At 74.3% G+C, this 21,470-nt stretch carries 17 protein-coding genes; 11 read left to right on the top strand and 6 right to left on the bottom strand.

The window, feature by feature from the left end; genetic code table 11:
- The first annotated feature begins 11 nt into the window (after positions 1 to 11).
- From ACRYR8_RS13455 to ACRYR8_RS13440, 4 genes are read left to right on the top strand one after another with little or no spacing between them, the layout of a single operon-like run.
- The gene (locus ACRYR8_RS13455) at positions 12 to 1,541 is read left to right on the top strand and encodes a sugar ABC transporter ATP-binding protein (protein WP_432485074.1); all 1,530 of its coding nucleotides are present in this window, start codon (positions 12 to 14) and stop codon (positions 1,539 to 1,541) included.
- Entirely contained in the window at positions 1,538 to 2,551 is a 1,014-nt protein-coding gene (locus tag ACRYR8_RS13450) for an ABC transporter permease (RefSeq protein WP_432485073.1), read from the top strand. The genes ACRYR8_RS13455 and ACRYR8_RS13450 overlap by 4 nt, the downstream gene beginning before the upstream one ends.
- Positions 2,548 to 3,633 (top strand): ABC transporter permease, encoded by a 1,086-nt coding sequence (locus tag ACRYR8_RS13445; protein WP_432485072.1) that lies wholly within the window; start codon positions 2,548 to 2,550, stop codon positions 3,631 to 3,633. The genes ACRYR8_RS13450 and ACRYR8_RS13445 overlap by 4 nt, the downstream gene beginning before the upstream one ends.
- A gap of 37 nt (positions 3,634 to 3,670) precedes the next feature.
- On the top strand, positions 3,671 to 4,432 hold the full coding sequence (locus ACRYR8_RS13440; RefSeq protein WP_432485071.1) for an SDR family NAD(P)-dependent oxidoreductase: 762 nt from the start codon (positions 3,671 to 3,673) through the stop codon (positions 4,430 to 4,432).
- A gap of 81 nt (positions 4,433 to 4,513) precedes the next feature.
- On the opposite strand, the gene ACRYR8_RS13435 is transcribed toward ACRYR8_RS13440, so the two are convergent.
- The 4 genes from ACRYR8_RS13435 to pgi all read right to left on the bottom strand — a co-directional run bounded on the left by ACRYR8_RS13435 (position 4,514) and on the right by pgi (position 9,743).
- Positions 4,514 to 5,830, bottom strand: a complete 1,317-nt coding sequence (locus ACRYR8_RS13435) for a dicarboxylate/amino acid:cation symporter (RefSeq protein WP_432485070.1) — start codon at positions 5,828 to 5,830, stop codon at positions 4,514 to 4,516.
- Between the two features lie 217 nt (positions 5,831 to 6,047).
- Positions 6,048 to 7,082 (bottom strand): NAD(P)-dependent alcohol dehydrogenase, encoded by a 1,035-nt coding sequence (locus ACRYR8_RS13430; RefSeq protein WP_432485093.1) that lies wholly within the window; start codon positions 7,080 to 7,082, stop codon positions 6,048 to 6,050.
- Between the two features lie 104 nt (positions 7,083 to 7,186).
- The gene (locus ACRYR8_RS13425; RefSeq protein ID WP_432485091.1) at positions 7,187 to 7,981 is read right to left on the bottom strand and encodes a GolD/DthD family dehydrogenase; all 795 of its coding nucleotides are present in this window, start codon (positions 7,979 to 7,981) and stop codon (positions 7,187 to 7,189) included.
- A gap of 70 nt (positions 7,982 to 8,051) precedes the next feature.
- Entirely contained in the window at positions 8,052 to 9,743 is a 1,692-nt protein-coding gene (gene pgi / locus ACRYR8_RS13420) for a glucose-6-phosphate isomerase (protein WP_432485069.1), read from the bottom strand.
- A 157-nt stretch (positions 9,744 to 9,900) separates the two neighbouring features.
- Here pgi and ACRYR8_RS13415 point away from each other — a divergent pair, with 157 nt between their 5' ends.
- The 7 genes from ACRYR8_RS13415 to ACRYR8_RS13385 all read left to right on the top strand — a co-directional run bounded on the left by ACRYR8_RS13415 (position 9,901) and on the right by ACRYR8_RS13385 (position 18,227).
- Positions 9,901 to 10,857: a bifunctional riboflavin kinase/FAD synthetase gene (locus ACRYR8_RS13415; protein WP_432485068.1), complete on the top strand. Its 957-nt coding sequence runs from the start codon at positions 9,901 to 9,903 to the stop codon at positions 10,855 to 10,857.
- A 171-nt stretch (positions 10,858 to 11,028) separates the two neighbouring features.
- The gene (gene rpsO, locus ACRYR8_RS13410) at positions 11,029 to 11,298 is read left to right on the top strand and encodes a 30S ribosomal protein S15 (protein WP_337060991.1); all 270 of its coding nucleotides are present in this window, start codon (positions 11,029 to 11,031) and stop codon (positions 11,296 to 11,298) included.
- A gap of 290 nt (positions 11,299 to 11,588) precedes the next feature.
- The gene (locus tag ACRYR8_RS13405; protein WP_432485067.1) at positions 11,589 to 13,844 is read left to right on the top strand and encodes a polyribonucleotide nucleotidyltransferase; all 2,256 of its coding nucleotides are present in this window, start codon (positions 11,589 to 11,591) and stop codon (positions 13,842 to 13,844) included.
- Position 13,845: 1 nt separating this feature from the next.
- Positions 13,846 to 15,222, top strand: a complete 1,377-nt coding sequence (locus tag ACRYR8_RS13400; RefSeq protein ID WP_432485066.1) for a M16 family metallopeptidase — start codon at positions 13,846 to 13,848, stop codon at positions 15,220 to 15,222.
- Positions 15,219 to 15,980, top strand: a complete 762-nt coding sequence (gene dapB, locus ACRYR8_RS13395; RefSeq protein WP_432485064.1) for a 4-hydroxy-tetrahydrodipicolinate reductase — start codon at positions 15,219 to 15,221, stop codon at positions 15,978 to 15,980. Before ACRYR8_RS13400 ends, dapB begins: the two co-directional genes overlap by 4 nt.
- A gap of 9 nt (positions 15,981 to 15,989) precedes the next feature.
- Complete coding sequence (locus ACRYR8_RS13390) at positions 15,990 to 16,433, top strand: hypothetical protein (protein WP_432485063.1); 444 nt, start codon at positions 15,990 to 15,992, stop codon at positions 16,431 to 16,433.
- 144 nt (positions 16,434 to 16,577) lie between these two features.
- Positions 16,578 to 18,227: a PHP domain-containing protein gene (locus ACRYR8_RS13385; protein WP_432485062.1), complete on the top strand. Its 1,650-nt coding sequence runs from the start codon at positions 16,578 to 16,580 to the stop codon at positions 18,225 to 18,227.
- Positions 18,228 to 18,315: 88 nt separating this feature from the next.
- Here the strand turns inward: ACRYR8_RS13385 and ACRYR8_RS13380 are convergent, their stop codons facing one another.
- Positions 18,316 to 20,676, bottom strand: coding sequence for a glycoside hydrolase family 65 protein (locus ACRYR8_RS13380; RefSeq protein ID WP_432485061.1), 2,361 nt, complete (start codon positions 20,674 to 20,676; stop codon positions 18,316 to 18,318).
- Positions 20,673 to 21,422, bottom strand: coding sequence for a beta-phosphoglucomutase family hydrolase (locus ACRYR8_RS13375; RefSeq protein ID WP_432485089.1), 750 nt, complete (start codon positions 21,420 to 21,422; stop codon positions 20,673 to 20,675). Before ACRYR8_RS13375 ends, ACRYR8_RS13380 begins: the two co-directional genes overlap by 4 nt.
- Positions 21,423 to 21,470 lie beyond the last annotated feature (48 nt).

Below are 21,470 nucleotides of genomic sequence, written 5' to 3'. Positions count from 1 at the left end.
GGGACCCGTCCGTGAGCTCCGCCCCCGCCGCCCCGCGGATCCGCGTCCGCGGGGCGGCCAAGCGCTTCGGTGCCGTCCACGCCCTGCGCGCCGCCGACCTCGACGTGCTCGCCGGCCGCGTCCACGCCCTCGTCGGGGAGAACGGTGCCGGCAAGTCGACCCTGGTGAAGATCCTCGCCGGCGCGGAGAGCGCCGACGCCGGCACCGTCGAGTTCGACGGTCGTGGCGTGCAGCTGTCCTCGACCTCCGAGGCGCTGTCGCTGGGCATCAGCACCGTCTGGCAGGAACCTCAGCTGTTCGACGAGCTGACCGTGACGGAGAACATCTTCACCGGCCGGGAGCTGCGCAAGGGGATCGTGGTCGACTGGCGGCGTCAGCGCGAGGAGGTCGGGCGGCTGCTGGACCTCATCGGCCTGCCCGGGCACCTGGCCACCGTGCCCGTGGCCGAGCTGTCGATCGCGCAGGCGCAGCAGGTGTCGATCGCCAAGGCGCTGGCGCAGGACGCCTCGGTCCTCGTGCTGGACGAGCCCAGCGCGATCCTGACCGATGCCGAGATCGAGGTGCTGTTCGGCGTGGTGCGCAGGCTCACGGCCCGGGGCGTCGCGGTCGTCTACATCTCCCACCGCCTCGACGAGCTGTTCCGCATCGCCGACGAGGTGACCGTCATGCGCGACGGGAGGACCGTGGGCACCTGGGAGATCGGCGACCTGACGGTGCGGCGCATCGCCGAGCTCATGGTCGGCGGGGCGATCGACGAGCACGTGCGCCGCGACGCCGTGCCCGACCCGGCGGCGCCCGTGGTCCTCGAGCTCGACGACCTCACCGGCCCGGGGTACTCCGGCGTGCACCTGCGGGTGCGGGCGGGCGAGGTCGTCGCCCTCTACGGGCTGGTGGGATCCGGTGCCGCCGCGATCGCGGCGTCGCTGTGGGGGATGGTGACGCCCGTGAGCGGCCGCGTGCTGCTGGAGGGCCGCACGGTGCGGCCCCGCTCGCCGAAGGAGGCGCAGGCGACGGGCATCGCGCTGCTGCCGGCGGACCGCAAGCGGGAGGGCATGTTCTCCTTCCAGTCCATCGCGTTCAACGTGTCCGCCGGCCACATCGGGATGCTCAGCCGGCTGGGGCTCTGGTTCGACCGCCGCCGGGAGCGGGAGATCGCGCGCTCGATGGTGCAGCGCCTGGCCATCAAGACACCCAGCGAACGGCAGGCCATCGGGGCGATGTCGGGGGGCAACGCCCAGAAGGCCGTGCTGGCGCGGCAGCTGGTGCGCCGCCCGAAGCTGCTGGTCCTGGAGGAACCGACGCAGGGGGTCGACGTGGGGGCCAAGGAGGAGATCCACCGCCTGGTGGCGGAGGTCGCCGGTGACGGCACCGCGGTCCTCGTCGTGACCTCCGACCTGCCGGAGGCCCTGCGCGTGGCGGACCGGGTCGTGGTCGTGCGGGGCGGCGCCACGACCGCCGAGTTCGGCCGCGACGCCACCCAGGTGGACGTGCTGGCCGCGGCCGCCGGCGACGACGCGCTCGCGCGCGGGAGCCGGTCGTGAGCGCGGGCACGCTGCAGCCGGTCGGGCAGCGGAACCGTCAGCGCCTGCGCGTGCTCCCCGCACCGGTCTCCGGCGCCGAACTCGTGCTGCTGGGCGTGGTGGCGCTGCTGTGGGTGCTGCTGGGACTGACCACGCCGGCGTTCCTGAGCGCCGCCTCGCTGCAGCCGCTGCTGTCCAACGTCGCCCCGATCGCGCTCGTCGGGGTGGGGATGACGTTCGTCATCGTCTCCGGCGGCATCGACGTCTCCGTCGCGGGGATGCTCACCGTCAGCGCCGTCCTGGTGGCCAAGGCCATGACGGGGGCGGACGTCTCGCTGCCGGTCGCCCTGCTCATCGCCCTGGGTTCCGGCGGGCTCATGGGCCTGGTCAACGGCCTGCTCATCGCCGTCGGCCGGGTGCACCCCATCATCATCACGTTCGGCACCGCCAACGTGTTCCTGTGGGTGGGCCTGCGCGTGTTCGACGCGCAGGTCGTCAACGGCCTGCCGCCCACGCTCGCCGTGCTGGGCCGCGGCCCGGAGGGCCGCCTGCTGGGCGTTCCCGTCTCCTTCCTGCTGGCCCTCGCGGTCGCCGCGCTCGCCTGGTGGTACCTGCGCTACACCGCCGGCGGCCGCCACGTGTACGCGGTGGGCAACGACGCCGCCGCCGCCCGGCTGGCCGGCATCCCGGTGCGCCGACGGGTCGTGAGCGCCTACCTGCTCACGGGGCTGCTCGCCGGGCTGGCCGCGTGCGTCCTCATCGCCAACGGCACCCAGACCCTCGCCCCCAACGTCGGGGCCGGCAAGGAGCTCGCGGTCATCGCCGCCGTCGTGATCGGCGGCACGTCCATCACGGGCGGCCGCGGCACCGTCCTGGGCACCGTCCTGGGGGCGGTGCTCGTGCAGACGGTCACCAGCGGGGTCACCCAGCTCGGGCTGCCGTCCCAGCTGGCCGAGCTGTTCGTCGGCGTGTTCATCGTCGTGGCCGTCGGCGCCGACCTGGTCCTGCAACGAGTGCGGAGGTCCACGTGAGCACGTCGACGTCGTCCGGCCCGCGGGCCACCGCGCCGGCGGCCCCGTCGCGGTGGTCGTCCCTGGGGCGCACGGTCCTCACCCAGCGGGTCGTGCTGCTCGCGGTCCTCGTCCTGGCCGTCGTCGCGGTGTTCACGGCGCTGGACCTGGCGGGGCGCACCAGCGGACCGTACAACCCCGACTACCTCGCCGGTTCCCTCATCAACGTCGTGCCGACCGCGATGCTGGGCCTGGCGGAGCTGCTCGTCATCGTCTCCGGCCGCGGCGGGATCGACCTGTCCGTGGGAGCGATGGTCTCCCTCGTGGGCATGGGGTTCGGGTTCTGCTACGGCCTGTGGGGCTGGCCGCTGTGGCTGGCCGTGCCGGCGGCGGTGCTCGGCGGCGCCGCCCTCGGCGCCGTCAACGGCCTCCTCGTGGCGTACCTGCGCTTCCCGGCGCTCATCGCGACCCTGGCGACCTACTACGCGTACAAGTCCATCGCCATCGTCGTCAACGACCAGCAGCCCATCAACTCCCCCCGCGTGCAGGACCTGTACGCCACGGCCCGGTCGGTGGAACTGCCCCTGATCGGTGCCCAGCTGCCGCTGTTCCCGCTGGGCGTGGTGCTGTTCCTGCTGCCCACGGTGGTGCTCGTCTGGTACGTCGTGGACCGGTCCCCGTACGGGCGCCGGCTGTTCGCCATCGGGACCAACGACGTCGCCGCCACCTGGGCGGGCATCGGCGTGGCCGCCACCCGGTTCTGGGCCTACGCGGGGGCGGGGGCGATCAGCGGTCTCGTCGCGGTCGTCACCGTCGGGCAGTTCGCCTCCGCGCGGCCCGACGCCGGCACCTCCGGCAACGGCATGGCGCTGCCCGCCATCACCATCGCCGTCCTGGCGGGCGTCGCCATCACCGGCGGCATCGGCCGGGTCTCGGGGGTCGTCCTCGCCGCGGTGCTGGTGGCCTGGCTCAACGCGGGCGTGCTGCTGACGTTCCCCGGGAACTCCGGGACCCGGTTGCAGCTGCTCGCGCTGGGCCTGCTGCTGGTGCTCGCCGCGCTGTTCAACGGCTGGACCAACCGCCGCTACCGGGTCGTCGGTTGACCCGCGAGCGCGACCACCATCGACCGAGGAGGAGCCCGTGGCGGTTCTCGACGCCTTCGACCTGACCGGCCGCAAGGCCCTGGTGACCGGTGGGAACCGGGGGCTGGGCCTGGCCTTCGCCCGCGGCCTGGCGGAGGCGGGCGCCGCCGTCGCCATCGCCGCGCGCGACGCCGCCCTGAACGAGGCCTCGGCGCAGCGGCTGCGCTCGGAGGGGCACACCGTCCACGTCGTCACCGGCGACGTCGTCACCGACGCCGAGCGGATCGTCGCCGGGGCCGTCGAGGCGCTGGGCGGGCTCGACGTGCTGGTGAACAACGCCGGCATCGCGATCCACCGACCCTCCTTCGAGGTGAGCGACGAGGAGTGGCGCACGGTCCTCGACCTGAACCTCACCTCGCTGTGGAAGACCTCCGTGGCCGCGGCCCGGCACATGAAGGACCACGGCGGCGGCAGCATCGTCAACATCGGGTCGATCTCGTCGATCATCGTGAACCGCCCGCAGTGGCAGGCGTCGTACAACGCCTCCAAGGCGGGGGTGCACCAGCTGACGAAGTCGCTGGCCGCCGAGTGGGCGCCGCACGGCATCCGGGTCAACGCCGTCGCTCCCGGCTACGTCAAGACCGACATGGCGCCCGTCGACCGCCCCGAGTTCCGGGCACGGTGGATCGAGGACTCCGTCCAGCAGCGCTACGCGCTGCCCGAGGAGATCGCGCCGACGGTCGTCTACGTGGCCTCCGCCGCCGCCGCGTTCATGACCGGGTCCGTCGTCGTCATCGACGGCGGGTACACGGTCTACTGACCCCACCGGCCGACCGGGCCGAACGCGCGAGGCCGCCCCCGGGCAAGGTTCCCGGGGGCGGCCTGCGTGCGCTCGCGCGGGTCAGACCGCGGCGGGCTCGGCGATGGCCTCCTCGACGCGGCGGCGCGAGCCGAACCGCGCCAGGTCCAGGATGCCCTCGCGCTTGGCGACGATCGTCGGCACCAGCGCCTGGCCGGTGACGTTCACCGCGGTGCGGCCCATGTCGAGGATCGGGTCGATCGCCAGCAGCAGACCCACACCCGCCAGCGGCAGCCCCAGCGTCGACAGGGTCAGCGTCAGCATGACGGTGGCACCGGTCAGGCCCGCGGTCGCGGCGGAGCCCACGACCGAGACGAACGCGATGAGCAGGTAGTCGGTGATCGACAGGTCGACGTCGAAGAAACCGGCCACGAAGATCGCCGACAGCGCCGGGTAGATCGCCGCGCAGCCGTCCATCTTCGTCGTGGCGCCCAGCGGCACCGCGAACGAGGCGTACGAGCGCGGGACGCCCAGCTCCTCCTCGGTGACACGCTGCGTCACCGGCAGCGTGCCGATGGAGGAGCGGGACACGAACGCCAGCTGGGTGGCGGGCCACACGCCGGCGAAGAAGCGGCGCACGCTCAGGCCGTTGAGGCGCAGCAGCACCGGGTACAGCACGAACAGCACCAGGGCCAGGCCGACGTAGACGTCCACGACGAACACCGCCAGCGGGCTCAGCGCGTCCCAGCCGTAGCTGGCGACGGCCCGACCGAGCAGGCCGACGGTGCCGAGCGGGGCCAGGCGGATGACCCACCACAGCACCGTCTGCACGACGGCCAGGGCGGAGCGGGCGACGTTCAGCAGCGGCTCGGCCTTCTCGCCGACCTTGAGGATCGCGACGCCCAGCGCGATGGAGATGACGAGCAGCTGCAGCACGTTGAAGGAGAGCGAGACACCGTCGTCGGAGGCGGACGCCTGCAGGCCGAACACGTTCCCGGGGACGATGCCCTGCAGGAAGTCCAGCCACGAGCCGGTGCGGCTCGGCTCCTGGGCGGCCGAGGCCGAGACGGAGGTGCGGTCACCCGGGTCGGTGACGACGCCGAGCGCGATGCCGATGGCGACCGAGACCAGGGCGGTGATGGCGAACCACAGCAGGGTCTGCCACGCCAGCCGCGCGGCGTTGGTGACCTGGCGCAGGTTCGCGATGGAGGTGACCACGGCCAGGACGACGAGCGGCGGCACCAGGGTGCGCAGCAGCGTGACGAAGATCGAGCCGATGGTGGACAGGGTGGTCGTCAGCCAGTTCGGGTCCTCGCTGGTGCCGCCCATCGAGCGGGCGATCGCGCCGAGGACGACGCCGAGGACGAGGCCGATGAGCACCTGGACGCCGAAGGGCGTCCGCTTGAGGGTGCGGATCACGGGGGAGCTCCTGGGTAGGGGTGGGTGGCGCGGTGGCGGGGGTGCTGCGTACCCCGCTAGACCGCGCTCGCCGTCCGGCCCAGGTCGATGTGCCGGCGCTCGGTGAGGTCCCATCCCGTGTCCATGCCACTCGGCAGAATGCCACGGGGCGCCGGTCTGTTCCCGACCGGGCCACCCGGGCGCAGCAGCCGGACCGCTGCGCCCGGGCGGGGCACCTTCAGGAGGCCGGGGCGGCGCCGTCCGTCGGGTTCACGACGACGACGGCCTTCATGCTGAGCGGGTCGGAGTCGGCCTCGAGGGCGTCCTGCACCTGCTCCAGCGGGTACCGGGCGGTGACCATGTCGTCCAGGTGCACCGCGCCCGCGCGGAAGAGCTCGATGCCGCGCGGCCAGGTGTCCACGTAGCGGAAGACGCCCGTGAGGGTGATCTCCCGGCTGGCGATGAGCGAGACGGGCAGCTGCATCTCGTCCGCGCCCATCCCCACCAGGACCGCGGCACCGCCCGGGCGCAGCGCCCGGACCCCCGACACCACGGCCGGCGTGGCACCGGAGCAGTCCACGAACGCGTCGGCGCCCAGGGCGGCGATCTCGTCGGCGTCGTCGACGGGGTGCAGCGCGCGGGTGGCGCCGAAGGAGGTGATGCGCTCGCGGCGCGAGTCGACGAAGTCGGTGACGACGACGTCGGCGGCACCGCGCGCCCGCACGGCCCGGGCCACCATGGCCCCGATGGGGCCGGCCCCGGCGACGAGCACGCGGTCGCCGGGGCTGACCTGCGCCTTGTGCGCGGCCCACAGACCCACCGAGAAGGGCTCCAGCAGGGCGGCTGCGTCGTCGGACATGGTGTCCGGCACCTCGTACGCCATGTCCGCGGGGGCGGTGACGTAGTCGCAGAAGGTCCCGTCGACCGGCGGGGTCGCGTAGAACTCCATGCGGGGGCACAGGTTCATCCGCCCCGACCTGCACGCCCGGCAGTGCCCGCAGGGACGCTGCGGGTCGATCGCCACGCGCTCGCCGACGCGCGCCTCGGGGACGTCGCGCCCGACGGCGACGACCTGCCCGGACACCTCGTGGCCGAGCACGAGCGGTCGGTCGACGACGAAGTCGCCGATCCGGCCGTGCCGGTAGTAGTGCACGTCCGAGCCGCACACACCGACCGAGGCCACCCTGACGAGCACCTCGTCCGCGGCCGGCGTCGGCACCGGCCGCTCCTGGACCTCGATGACGCCCTGCTCCACGAGGACGCTCGCGCGCATCGTCTCCGCCACCCCGGGTCCCTCCGTCCTGCCACCGGCAGCAGGACCGCCCCGCTGCGCCGGCGTCAGCCTGCCACGCGCTCCGCCGTCGCGGCGGGCGGGCCTCAGCGGATCGTGTACCCGCCGTCGACGACCAGGTCCGCCCCGTTGACCATGTCGGAGGCACCGCTGGCGAGGAACAGCACCGCCCCGGCGACCTCGCGGGGCAGCGCGAACCTCCCGGTGGGGATCGCGGCCCGGGCGGCCTCGCCCTTCTCGCCGGACCAGGCCTTGCGGCCCAGTTCGGTCAGCACCACCGTCGGGGAGATCGAGTTGGCGGTGACGCCGCGACCGGCCCACTCGCTGGCGAGCACCCGGGTCAGCCCGACCACCCCCGCCTTGGAGGCGCAGTAGGCGGCGTGCCCGTCGAGGGCGACCGACGCCGCCTGCGACGCCACGGTGACGACCTTCCCCCGCCCCCGCTCCAGCATCGTGCGGCCCACCGCCCGGGCGGTGAGGAAGGTGCCCGTGAGGTTCACCGCGATCGTGCGCGCGAACACCTCCGGGGCCAGGTCCTCCGCCGGGGCGAGGTCCACGACGCCGGCGCAGGTGACGAGCACGTCGATCCCACCGGTGGCGGCCACGGCCGCGTCCGTGAAGCCCTGGACCGAGGCGGGGTCCGCGACGTCCCCGCCCAGACCGATCGCCTGCCCGTCCAGGGCGGCGGCGCGCTCGCGGGCGGCGCCCTCGGCGAGGTCGACGACCACCACGCGCGCACCGCGCTCGGCGAAGACCTGCGCGACGGCGCTGCCGATCCCGGAGGCGCCACCGGTCACCAGGGCGGTGCGCCCGTCGAGCCGGAAGCTGAGGTCGACGGCTTCGTCGGCGGGCTCGCCGGCGGGGGAGCGGTCGGGGTGCACGGGGCTCACGGGTCCCTCCTCGGAGCGCGTCCCGTGGCCCCGGCGGCGGGGCCACGGGACGACGGGGTGGTCAGCTGCGCTGCTCCAGGTAGTAGCGGATGAGCGAGGCGGTCGAGGGGTCCTGCGACTCCAGGGCCGCGGTGTCCCCGGTCAGCGCGGGCGCGATCTCCAGGGCCAGCTTCTTGCCGAGCTCCACGCCCCACTGGTCGAAGCTGTCGATGCCCCACACCGCGCCCTCGACGAACGTGACGTGCTCGTACAGGGCGATGAGCTGGCCGAGCACCGACGGGGTCAGCGCCGGCGCCATGATCGAGGTGGTGGGCCGGTTGCCGGAGAACGTGCGCGCGGCGACGACGTCCTCTGCGGTGCCCTCGGCGCGCACCTCCTCCGCGGTCTTGCCGAACGCCAGCGCCTTGGTCTGGGCGAAGAAGTTCGCCATGAACAGGGCGTGCACGTCCGCGCCGCCCGCGTCGTGGTCGACCAGGGGGTGCGCGGGGTTCGCGAACGCGATGAAGTCGCTCGGGACCACCCGGGTGCCCTGGTGGATGAGCTGGTAGAAGGCGTGCTGGCCGTTGGTGCCCGGCTCGCCCCAGAAGACCTCACCGGTCTGCGTGGTGACGGGGGAGCCGTCGTAGCGCACCGACTTGCCGTTGGACTCCATCGTCAGCTGCTGCAGGTAGGCCGGGAACCGGTGCAGGTGCTGCGAGTACGGCAGCACCGCGTGGGTGTGGGCGTCGCAGTGGTTGACGTAGTACACGTTCAGCAGGCCCATGAGCAGCGGCACGTTCGCGGCCGGCTCGGCCGTGCGGAAGTGCTCGTCGACGGCGTGGAAACCGGCGAGGAACTCGCGGAAGCGCTCCGGCCCGATCGCCACGGCCAGCGAGGTGCCGATCGCGGAGTCCACCGAGTACCGGCCGCCGACCCAGTCCCAGAACCCGAACGCGTTGGCGGGGTCGATGCCGAAGGCCTCGACCTTCTCCAGCGCGGTGGACACGGCCACGAAGTGCTTGGCGACCGCGCCGCGGCGGGCCTCGTCGTCGTCGGCCAGGACGCCGGCCGCGGCCAGGCGCTCCCACAGCCAGGTGCGGGCCAGGCGCGCGTTCGTCAGCGTCTCCAGGGTCCCGAACGTCTTGGAGGCGACGATGAACAGCGTCGTCTCCGGGTCCAGGTCCGCCGTCGTCTCGGCGACGTCGGTGGGGTCGATGTTGGAGACGAAGCGGCACTCCAGGCCCGCCTGCACGTACGGCTTGAGCGCCTCGTAGGCCATGACGGGACCGAGGTCGGAGCCGCCGATGCCGATGTTGACGACCGTGGCGATCCGCTTGCCGGTCACGCCCGTCCACGCGCCCGAGCGCACCGACTCCGCGAACGCCGAGACCTTCTCCAGCTCGCGCTGCACGTCGGCGTCCACGTCCTGGCCGTCCACGGTCAGCGGCGGCTGCGCGCCCGCCGGCCGGCGCAGCGCGGTGTGCAGCACGGCCCGGTCCTCGGTGACGTTGATGTGCTCGCCGGCGAACATGGCGTCCCGGCGGGCCGGCACGCCGGTCTGCTCCGCCAGCTGCAGCAGCAGCCCCACCGTCTCGTCGGTGAGGAGGTTCTTCGACAGGTCGACCCGCAGGTCGGCCACGTCGAACGTCAGCCGCTCCGCGCGCTGCGGGTCCTGCGCGAACCAGCTCCGCAGGTCGGGGGTGGTGGCGGCGCGGTGCGCGGCCAGGGCCGCCCACGCGCTCGTCGTCGTCGGGTCGACAGGTCCTGCGTTCACGCGTCCGCCTCCAGCGCTCGTGGCCCGGCGTCCCCGGGTCGTGGTCTCGTGGGCCTGCTGCCCACGAGACGTTATCCACGTCCCTGCGCACCCGCGCGGGCGGCCACCGCCGCACCCGCCGACCGCGCCCGCGGGGGGCGGCTGGCACAGTGTGCGGGTGCAGCGGTGGGACGGCCTGGCAGACGTGGACCCCGGTTTCGGTCCGTCGGTGGTCACCATCGGCAACTTCGACGGGGTGCACCGCGGCCACGTGGCCGTGCTGGAGAGCGTCGTGCGCGCCGCCCGCCACCGCGCGGCGGCGGCCGTCGCGGTGACCTTCGACCCGCACCCCCTGCAGGTGCTGGTGCCCGAGCGCGCCCCCGGCCTGCTCACCGGGCTGGACCACCGCCTGGAGCTGATGGCCGCCTGCGGCCTGGACGCCGTGCTCGTCGTGCCGTTCACGCGCGAGCTGGCCTCCTGGAGCCCCGAGCGCTTCGTCGAGGACGTCTTCGTGCGGGCGCTGGGCGCCGTGGAGGTCGTCGTGGGCCACGACGTGCGCTTCGGGCGCGCCAACAGCGGCGACCTGGCGACCCTGCGGGAGCTGGGGCGCCGGCACGGCTTCGAGGTCACCGCGCTGGACGACCTGGGTGACGGGGGGGCGCGTCCGGCGGGCGCCGCGCCGCGCTGGTCGTCCACGGAGGTCCGTCAGGCGCTCGCGGCGGGCGACGTGGAGCGCGCCGCGGCCGTACTGGGCCACCCGCACCGGGTCAGCGCCACGGTCGTGCACGGCGACCACCGCGGCCGCGAGCTCGGCTACCCCACGGCCAACCTGTCCACCGCGGACACCGAGGGCCTGGTCCCGGCCGACGGCGTGTACGCGGGGTGGCTGCACCGCCCCTCCGGTGAGCGGCTGGCCGCCGCCGTCTCGGTGGGGACCAACCCGACCTTCGACGGCGTCGAGCGCCGCGTGGAGGCGCACTGCCTCGACAGCCCGGGCATCGACCTCTACGGCGAGCGCGTCGCCGTGGACTTCCTGCACCGCCTGCGCCCCACGCTGCGCTTCGACGGCGCCGCGGCGCTGGTGGAGCAGATGGCCCGCGACGTCGCCCGCGCCCGCGGGCTCCTCCTCGGCTGAGCCCCGGTCCCCGGCCGCGGGTCCCGGCCCGGCGGGTGGCCGGGGGAGCGCGGCGCGCGGGGGGTCCTGCCCCGGCTGGTAGCCTGATCGAGCCGTTCGAACGGCCGCGGACCCAGAGAGCCCGGGTGGATCAGCCCCGGAGCACCGCGCAACGAGACTCAGGAGAGCACCGTGCCCCTCGATGCCGAGACCAAGAAGAAGATCATGGCCGAGTACGCCACCAGCGAGGGCGACACCGGCTCGCCGGAGGTCCAGGTGGCGATGCTCACGCAGCGCATCCGCGACCTGACCGAGCACCTGAAGACGCACCAGCACGACCACCACAGCCGCCGCGGGCTGCTGCTGCTGGTCGGCCAGCGCCGCCGCCTGCTGCAGTACATGGCCAAGAAGGACATCAACCGCTACCGCTCGATCATCGAGCGGGTCGGCATCCGCCGCTGAGGCGGCGCAGGGGCGGTCCCTCCCGGGACCGCCCCTGCTGTTCGTTCGCGGCCGGTCCCGGGGCGACCCGGCGGCCGTTGCCGCGCACCACCGCCCGACTCCGGGCAGACTCGGGGTGCTGACCGCAGCACCCGGCCGCCGCACCGCGCAGCGTCGTGCCGGTCCTCGGTAGTGGCCTCCGGGCGCGCAGCGCCCGTGGGCCTCGATCGAAGGCCGGACCGGCGGGGACGCCCCCACCGGGAACGCGCCGGTGCAGCGGCACCGCACCGATCACGAAAGAGGAGGTACCCGTGGAGGGACCTGAGATCACCGCCGCCGAAGCCGTCATCGACAACGGCTCGTTCGGCACCCGCACCGTCCGGTTCGAGACCGGCCGCCTGGCCAAGCAGGCCGGCGGCTCCGCCGCCGTCTACCTGGACGGCGAGTCCTTCCTGCTGAGCGCCACCAGTGCTGGCCGCTCCCCGAAGGAGCAGTTCGACTTCTTCCCCCTGACGGTGGACGTCGAGGAGCGCAGCTACGCCGCCGGCAAGATCCCCGGCTCGTTCTTCCGCCGCGAGGGCCGCCCCTCGACCGAGGCGATCCTGGCCTGCCGCCTCATCGACCGCCCGCTGCGCCCCAGCTTCGTCAAGGGGCTGCGCAACGAGGTCCAGGTCGTCGTCACCGTCATGGCGCTGCACCCCGACGACGCCTACGACGTCGTCGCGATCAACGCCGCCTCGATGTCCACGCAGCTGGCCGGGCTGCCGTTCTCGGGCCCGATCGGCGGCGTGCGCATCGCCCTGGTCGACGGCCAGTGGGTCGCCTTCCCGCGCTACTCCGAGATCGAGCGCGCCGTCTTCGACATGGTCGTGGCCGGCCGCGTCGTCACCGGCGCCGACGGCTCCGAGGACGTCGCGATCATGATGGTCGAGGCCGAGGCGACCGAGACGTCCTGGAACCTCATCAAGGACTCCGGCGCGACCGCCCCCACCGAGGAGGTCGTGGCCGAGGGCCTGGAGGCCGCCAAGCCGCACATCGCCGCGCTCGTCAAGGCGCAGGCCGAGGTGGCCGCCAAGGCCGCCAAGCCGACCGCCGAGTTCCCGCTGTTCCCGGACTACGCCGAGGACGCCTACGCCGCCGTCGAGGAGGCCGTCACCGGCGACCTCACCGCCGCCCTGGCCATCGCCGGCAAGCAGGAGCGCGAGAACCGCGTCGACGAGATCAAGGCGCAGGTGCGCGAGTCCCTCGCCGAGCGGTTCACCGGTCGCGAGAAGGAGATCTCGGCCGCCTACCGCGCGGTGCAGAAGAAGCTCGTCCGCCAGCGCATCCTCACCGACGGGATCCGCATCGACGGCCGCGGCCTGGCCGACATCCGGACGCTGTCCGCCGAGGTCGAGGTCCTGCCCCGCGTGCACGGCTCGGCGCTGTTCGAGCGCGGCGAGACGCAGATCCTCGGCGTCACCACGCTGAACATGCTCCGCATGGAGCAGCAGCTGGACACGCTGTCGCCGGTGACGCGCAAGCGCTACATGCACAACTACAACTTCCCGCCCTACTCCACCGGTGAGACCGGCCGGGTGGGCTCGCCCAAGCGCCGCGAGATCGGCCACGGCGCCCTCGCCGAGCGCGCGCTGGTGCCGGTGCTGCCGGCCCGCGAGGAGTTCCCCTACGCGATCCGCCAGGTCTCCGAGGCGCTGAGCTCCAACGGGTCCACCTCCATGGGCTCGGTGTGCGCCTCGACCCTGTCGCTGCTGAACGCGGGCGTGCCGCTGCGCGCGCCCGTCGCCGGCATCGCGATGGGCCTGGTCTCCGACACGATCGACGGCGAGACGAGGTACGCGGCCCTGACCGACATCCTCGGCGCCGAGGACGCCTTCGGTGACATGGACTTCAAGGTCGCCGGCACCAAGGAGTTCGTCACCGCCATCCAGCTGGACACCAAGCTGGACGGCATCCCCGCCTCCGTGCTGGCCGGGGCGCTGACCCAGGCCCGCGACGCGCGCCTGCACATCCTCGACGTCATGGCCGAGGCCATCGACGCGCCCGACGAGATGTCGCCGACCGCTCCGCGCATCATCACGGTGAAGGTCCCCGTCGACAAGATCGGTGAGGTCATCGGGCCCAAGGGCAAGATGATCAACCAGATCCAGGAGGACACCGGCGCCGACATCTCCATCGAGGACGACGGCACCGTGTTCATCGGCGCCGTCGACGGCCCCTCGGCGGAAGCGGCGCGCGCGGCGGTCAACGCGATCGCCAACCCGACGATGCCCGAGGTGGGCGAGCGCTACCTCGGCACCGTCGTGAAGACCACGACCTTCGGGGCGTTCGTCTCGCTGCTGCCCGGCAAGGACGGCCTGCTGCACATCTCGCAGCTGCGCAAGCTCTCCGGTGGCAAGCGCGTCGACAACGTCGAGGACGTGGTTTCGGTGGGCCAGAAGGTCCAGGTGGAGATCGCGGAGATCGACCCGCGCGGCAAGCTGTCGCTGGTCCCGGTCGTGGCCGAGGAGGAGGCGGCGCCCGCCGAGGGCGCCGGCACCGACGACGCCGCCACGGCCGACGCCTGAGGTGCAGGCCCACCACGGCGTCCCCGGCCCCGTCGCCCTCCCCACGGAGGCGGCGGGGCCGGGCCCCGTCACGACCACCCTGTCCGACGCGGACGGCGCGCTGGTGCGGCGCACCGTCCTGCCGTGCGGCGCGCGGGTGCTGACCGAGGCGATGCCCGGTCAGCGCTCGGCCAGCATCGGCTGCTGGGTCGGCGTCGGGTCCCGCGACGAGACCAGCGGGCACTTCGGTTCCACCCACTTCCTCGAGCACCTGCTCTTCAAGGGCACCGAGCGCCGCGACGCGATGGACATCGCCACCGCGTTCGACGCCGTCGGCGGCGAGGCGAACGCCGCCACCGGCAAGGAGCACACGACCTACTACGCGCGGGTGCTCGACACGGACCTGCCGATGGCGATCGACGTGGTGACCGACATGGTCACCTCCGCGGTGCTCGACGAGGACGACTTCAGCTCCGAGCGCGAGGTCATCCTCGAGGAGCTGGCGATGAACGAGGACGACCCCGGGGACCTCGCGCACGAGAAGTTCGCCGAGCTGGTCCTGGGCGAGCACCCGCTGGCCCGCCCCATCGGCGGCACGGCCGACACGATCCGCGCGGTCGGTCGCGACGACGTGTGGGCGCACTACCGCGAGCACTACCGCCCCTCGACGCTCGTCTTCACCGCCGCCGGCGGCCTGGACCACGACGAGGTCGTGGAGGCGGTGCAGCACGAGCTGTCCCGCGCCGCGGGCGACCTGCACGACGCCGCACCGGCGCCGCGCCGGGTGGCCGGCGAGGTCACGGGCGGGCTGGCGGCCGGCCGCACGCTGGTCGTCGAGCGCGCCACCGAGCAGGCGCACGTGCTGGTGGGCACCACGGGCATCACCGCCACGGACGAGCGGCGCTTCACCCTCAGCGTGCTCAACGCCGTCCTGGGCGGCGGGATGAGCAGCCGCCTGTTCCAGGAGGTGCGCGAGAAGCGCGGGCTGGCGTACTCGGTGTACTCCTTCAACGCCAACTACGCCGACTCCGGCTACGTGGGCCTGTACGCCGGGTGCTCCCCGGCGAAGGCCGGGCAGGTCGCCGAGCTGATGCTCGCCGAGCTGGCGAAGCTGGCCGAGGCCCCCATGGAGGGCGAGGAGCTCGAGCGCGGCATCGGCCAGCTCGCCGGCGGCATGGTGCTGGGCCTGGAGGACTCCGGGTCCCGCATGAACCGCCTGGGCAAGGCCGAGCTGGTGCACGGGCAGTTCCTCGACGTCGACGGCGTCCTGGCCCGCCTGCGCGCCGTCACCGCCGAGGACGTCCGGGCCCTGGCCGCGGACCTGCTCGAGCGGCCGCGCTCGGTGACCGTCGTCGGCCCGTTCGCCGACGACGCCCCGTTCCGCGCGGTGGTCCGGTGAGCGCGCCCGGCGCCGGTGGCCGCGTGCGGGTGGCGGTGACCGGCGCGCGCGGCCGCATGGGCTCGCAGGCGTGCGCCGCGGTGCAGGCGGCCGACGACCTGGAGCTGGTGGCCGCCCTCGGCCGCGGCGACGACCTCGCCGCGGCCGAGGGCGCCGACGTGCTCGTCGACCTGACGGTGCCCGGTTCGGTGATGGGCAACGTCGAGCGCGCCCTCGCCATGGGGCTGCACGTCGTCACCGGCACCACCGGCTGGACCGACGAGCGCGTCGCGCAGGTCGAGGCGTGGCAGCGCGCCGCCGGCCGCAACGTGCTCATCGCCACCAACTTCGGTCTCGGCGCCGTCCTGGTGATGCAGTTCGCGAAGCAGGCGGCGCGGTTCTTCGAGTCGGTGGAGGTCGTCGAGCTGCACCACCCCGGCAAGGTCGACGCCCCCTCGGGGTCGGCGGTCCGGACCGCGCAGCTCATCGCCGCCGCCCGCGCGGAGGCGGGGCTGGGACCCTCCCCGGACGCCACCGAGCAGTCGCTGCCGGGTGCGCGCGGCGCCGTCGTCGACGGCGTCCACGTGCACGCGGTGCGCATGCGCGGCATGACCGCCCACCAGGAGGTCGTGCTCGGTGGGCCGGGGGAGACCCTGACCCTGCGGGACGACACCTACGACCGCGCCGCCTACATGCCCGGGCTGCTGCTGGGTGTGCGACAGGTCGCCGCCCGCCCCGGCGTCACCGTGGGCCTCGAGCACTACCTCGACCTCGGCTGAGGAGGCGGCGTGCGCACCAAGATCGTCGTGGCGGTGGCGTGTGCGGCGCTGCTCTTCTACTTCGTCCTCATCGGCCGCACCGGCGTCCAGCTCATCGGCACCGGGCAGTGGGCGGGGGTGCTCATCGGGATCGCGGTGATCATCCTGCCCCTGGTGGGGGCGTGGGCCGTGGCGCGCGAGCTGCTGTTCGGGCGGGCCACCGAGCGGCTGGGCCGCGAGCTCGCCGAGCGCGGTGAGCTGCCCGTCGACGACCTGGAGCGCACGGCCACCGGCCGCGTCGACCGCGCCGCCGGCCAGGCGATGTTCGAGCGCTACCGCGCCGAGGTGGAGGCCGCGCCCGGCGACCCCGGCCCCTGGTACCGCCTGGCCATCGCCTACGACGCGGCGGGTGACCGCAAGCGGGGCCGAGCCGCGGCCCGGCACGCCGTGAAGCTGCGCGCGCAGCAGCGCTGAGCCCTGCCCGGGCCTCGTCCCGACCCGTGCCGTTCAGCGCGCGTTCTCCCGGTGGACGCGGTGGCGCCCACGCCCCTGCCTACCTTCCGTCGCGGCGCCCGGCCGTCCCGCGCCGGCGTGCTGCCGACGCACCGGAAGGCACCCGTGAACACCCTGCCCCCCGCCTGGGCCGACCCCACCGTCCCCGCGAGCGCCCTGTCGCGGCGTGAGCTGAGCCGGCGCGCGCTGCTGGGCGCCGCCGGTCTCGGTCTGGCCGGCGCGGCCCTGGCCGACCCCGCCGCCGCCGCTCCTCCGCGGCGTCCGCTCACCTGGCTCATCGGCGACCACCACGTGCACACCGTCTACAGCTCCGACGCGAAGTACACCTTCAGCCAGGTGACCGAGCGGGCGCAGGCGCACGGCGTGGACTGGCTGGCGTTCACCGAGCACAGCAACGTGGGGCACGCGAACGCCGGTGGGGTCTTCGCCCAGAACGAGGAGATCCGGAGGGCGCGGCGCGAGAACCCGCGGATGCTCGTGTTCCAGGGGCTGGAGTGGTACATCCCCGCCGCCGAGCACGGCACCGTCGTGGTCGCCCCGGGGCCGAACGAGGCCGAGCTGCTGCGCCGCTTCGAGCTGGCCTACGACGGCAACCTCACGGGTTCCCAGGACGGCACCCCCGGTGGGCCGGACACCGCCCGCAACGAGGCGCTCGCGCGCGAGGCGCTGGTCTGGCTGGCCGAGCAGAAGCGGGCCGGCTTCGTCGACGACGTCCTCGTGCTCGCCAACCACCCCGCCAGGCTGGGGATCGACTCCCCGCAGGAGCTGCGCGGCTGGCGCGACGCCGCCGAGGGCATCGCGATCGGCATGGAGGGAGCTCCGGGCGCGCAGGCCGCCGCTCTGCCCGGCTGGCGCGCGAACGGCGTGCGCGGCGAGTACGAGAACTCCCGCCGCCCGGACTCCTGGCCCGGGTACCCCGACGAGGCGTGGACCACGTACGGCGGTTTCGACTGGATGACCGCCACGGTCGGCGGCGTGTGGGACGCCATGCTCGCCGAGGGCCGCGGGTGGTGGATCACCTCCAACTCCGACGTGCACCGGGCGGCGTGGGACAAGCACGCCAACCAGCCGTTCCCACCCGGCCGGTCGTTCGAGACCACCGGCCGGCTCCCCGACCCGGTCCTCACGGACTCCTTCCAGCCGGGCAGCGACTTCTGGCCCGGCCAGTTCTCCCGCACCCACGTCGGTGTGGAACGGCTGGACCACCTGTCGGTGATGGCGGCCCTGCGGGCCGGTCGCGCGTGGGTGGACCACGGCCACCTGCTGGCCGGCCTGGACGTGCGGCTGCGCGTGGACCGCCCCGGTCGCGGTCTCGGTCGCGAGGAGGCGACGCTGGGCGGGCGGTTGCGCGTGCGCCGCGGCACTGCGCTGGTGCTGGAGGTGACGGTCCACGCGCAGAGCGTCCCGAACGACGCCGGTGCCGTGCCGCGCCTGGCGCACGTCGACCTCGTGCGCGGGGCGGTGACGGGGCCGGCCGCCGACCCCACCGAGTGGCGGGCACCCGACACGCGCGTCGTCGCGACGCAGGAGGTCGGCGGCCGCACCGGCACGTTCGTGCTGCGGTTCCCGGTGCCGGAGGTGGAGTCCTCCTTCTACCTGCGCCTGCGCGGCAGCGACGGGAGGCTGAACGGGCCCGGTCTGCGCGGTGCGGACGTCGACCCGGCCGGTCCGCTCTCGCGGCCGCGCGGCGACGGCGGCTCGCCGTGGGACGACCTCTGGTTCTACACCAACCCGGTGTTCGTCGACGTCGTCTGACCCGACGTCGCCCGGCGGCCCGGGACCGGCGCCGCCCCGGCGCGCGGCGAGGGGGTCACCCCCGCCGCGCGCCGGGGACCGGTGCGCCTCAGCGCCCGGCCCCGGTGCGGCCCGCCGGCTCGCGCCCCGGGGGCTGCGGCGGGCGCGGCAGCAGCGGCTTCCGCTCGCGCAGCGGCAGGGTCACGGGTGAACCGCTGGCGACGACGACCTCCTGGCCCGCGTGCCGCAGCCGCAGCGACGCGTCCGGCCCGTCGTGCACCTCGTAGGTCGCCTCGTGGGCGCGCACGGTCACCCGCAGGGTGCAGCCGCGCCAGCGCACCGAGAAGCGCAGCTGCGAGATGCCGTGCGGGAGGGCGGGGTCCAGGGCCAGCTCCCCGGCGGTGTCCCGAAGGCCTCCGAAGCCCTGCACCAGAGCCATCCAGGTCCCGGCCAGGGATGCGATGTGCAGCCCGTCCGCGGTGTTGCGGTGCAGGTCCCGCAGGTCGACGCTGGCGGCCTCGTAGGTGTAGTCGTGCGCCAGTTCCAGGTGGCCGGTCCGTGCCGCCAGCACCGCCTGCACGCAGGCGGACAGCGAGGAGTCGCGCACCGTGCGGCGCTCGTAGTAGTCGACGTCGCGGGCGAAGTCGTCCTCGCTGAACCGGTCGCCGAACCAGAACAGCGCCATGCCCAGGTCGGCCTGCTTGCACACCTGGTGGCGGTACAGGTCGAAGTACGGCGCGTGCAGCAGCAGCGGGTACTCGCGGCGGTGCTCGAAGTCCCACTCCGGCAGCCGCGTGAAACCCTCGTGCTGCTGGTGCACGCGCAGCCGCTCGTCGTAGGGCACGTGCACCGCCTCGGCCGCGTCCACCCACCTCGCCGCCTCCTCCAGGTCCACGCCCAGGTCGCGGGCCCGGTCCTGCCGGCGGCGCACGGCCGCGGCCGCCGCCGAGAGGTTGTGCGCGGCGGCAAGGTTGGTGAACAGGTTGTCGTCGACGACCGCGGTGTACTCGTCGGGGCCGGTGACCCCGGCGACGTGCCAGGCGCCGTCGGCGTCGTGGTGGCCCAGCGACATCCACAGCCGGGCGGTCTGGACCAGGACGTCCAGGCCGCCGTCGGCCTCCAGGCAGTCGTCGCCGGTGACGACGCGGTAGCGCTCCACGGCGGCGGCGATGTCGGCGTTGACGTGGAAGGCCGCCGTCCCCGCGGGCCAGTAGCCGGAGCACTCCTCGCCGCGGATGGTCCGCCACGGGAACGCCGCACCGCGCAGGCCCAGTTCCTGCGCCCGCGCGCACGCCTTGTCCAGCGTCGTCCACCGCCAGCGCAGCGCGTCGCGCGCCGCGTCGGGCGCCGTGTAGGTCAGCACCGGCAGGACGTACGCCTCGGTGTCCCAGAAGATGTGCCCGTCGTAGCCCGGGCCGGTCAGGCCCTTGCCGGGGATGCCGCGGCCCTCGCTGCGGGCCCCGGCCTGCAGCACGTGGAACAGCGCGAACCGCACGGCCTGCTGCACCTCGGCGTCGCCGTCGACCTGCACGTCGGCGGCGTCCCAGAACGCGTCGAGGTACTGGCGCTGCTCGCGCAGCAGCCCGTCCCAGCCGGTGTAGCGGGCGCCGCTGAGGGCGCCGGCGACCTGGTCGCGCAGGGCGGGGTGGGAGCGCTGCCCCGACCACCCGTACGCGAGGTGCTTGACCAGGCGGACCGGCTGGCCGGGGTCGGCGGTGACGACGAACGTGGTGCGGGCCCAGTCGTCGGCGGTGGCGGTCTCGCACTCCACCCGCCCGGCGGCCTCCAGGGCGTTGTCCATGCCGGCGGCCATCTGCAGGCCGCTGGCTCGGGTCCGGTGCAGGAGCGTGGCGGACCTGGGGCCGCTGTCGCGGTCCACGGCCACGAGCGGGGAGTTGAGGACCGCGGCGACGCGCGGGTCCCGCTTCTGCGACGGCACGGCCTCGTTCGCGACCAGCTCCGACTGCAGGGTCAGGCGCACCGGGGCGTCCACGGCCTCCACGACGTACTCGATCGCGGCCACCGCCCGCTGCACGAACGAGACCAGGCGGGTGGAGCGCACCCGCACCCGCCGGCCGGTGGGCGAGACCCAGTCGGCGGTCCGGGTGAGCGTGCCGGCGCGCAGGTCCAGGACGCGCTCGTGGGCGATCAGTTCCCCGTAGCGCACGTCGAACGGCTCGTCCTCGACGAACAGGCGGACGAGCTTGCCGTTGGTGACGTTGACGACGGTCTGCCCGACCTCCGGGTAGCCGTACCCGGCTTCCGCGTACGGCAGGGGGCGGTCCTCGTAGAAGGAGTTCAGGTAGGTGCCCGGCATGCCGTGGGGCTCGCCCTCGTCGAGGTTGCCGCGCATCCCGACGTGCCCGTTGGACAGCGCGAAGACGGACTCCGTCTGCCCCAGCAGCTCCAGGTCCAGGCCCGTCTCCCGCACGTGCCACGGCTCGACGGGGAAGGTGTCGGGCCCGATCACCGGTCGCCCTCGCCGAGCAGCTCGGCCAGGTCGCGCACGACCACGTCGGCGCCGTGCTCGAGCAGGGCGTCGCCGTGGCCCACCCGGTCGACGCCGACGACGACGCCGAACCCGCCGGCCCGCCCGGCCTCCACGCCGGCCAGGGCGTCCTCGAACACCGCCACCCGCGCCGGCGGCACCCCGAGCCGCCGCGCGCCCTCCAGGAAGGTGTCGGGGGCTGGTTTGCCGGGCAGGCCGAGCTCGCGCAGGGTCACGCCGTCCACGCGGTCCTCCACGTAGGGCGCCAGCCCGGTCACCTCCAGCACCTGACGGGTGTTGGCGCTGGAGGACACGACCGCCCGCCGCAGCCCGGCCTCGCGGGCCGCCTCCAGGTAGCGGCGGGAGCCCTCGTAGACGTCCACGCCGTCCTGCTCGATGCGGCGCAGCAGGTCGGCGTTCTTGGCGTTGCCCAGCCCGCTCACCGTCTCGCTCCCGGGCGGGTCGTCGGGCGCGCCCTCCGGCAGGGTGATGCCGCGGCTGGCGAGGAAGTCGCGCACCCCGGCGGCGCGGGGCTTGCCGTCGACGTGGGCGCGGTAGTCGGCGTCGGGGTCGAAGGGGACGAACTCCTCCCCGGTGCGTCGCGCGCGCTCCAGCAGGTAGGCGTCGAACGCCGCGGTCCACGCCGCGTTGTGCACCGCCGCGGTGTCGGTGAGCACCCCGTCCAGGTCCAACAACAGGGCTTCGATGCCGTCGGGCAGTCCCAGCACGCGCCGTACCTCCCACGTCTCGTCGTGCCCGGCGGGTCCGCCGGGCAC

Origin of the sequence: Kineococcus esterisolvens (assembly GCF_050871405.1) — a bacterium.
GTDB lineage: Bacteria > Actinomycetota > Actinomycetes > Actinomycetales > Kineococcaceae > Kineococcus.
Note: the sequence above shows the minus strand (reverse complement) of the source record. Positions and strands in the feature narration are given on the sequence as shown.

Bases quoted from the DNA above. Each gene is read 5' to 3' on its own strand.
- ACRYR8_RS13430 (WP_432485093.1), bottom strand. From the start codon at position 7,082: ATGCGCGCGAGCGTCCTCGTGGAGCAGGGCGTCATCGAGGTCCAGGAG.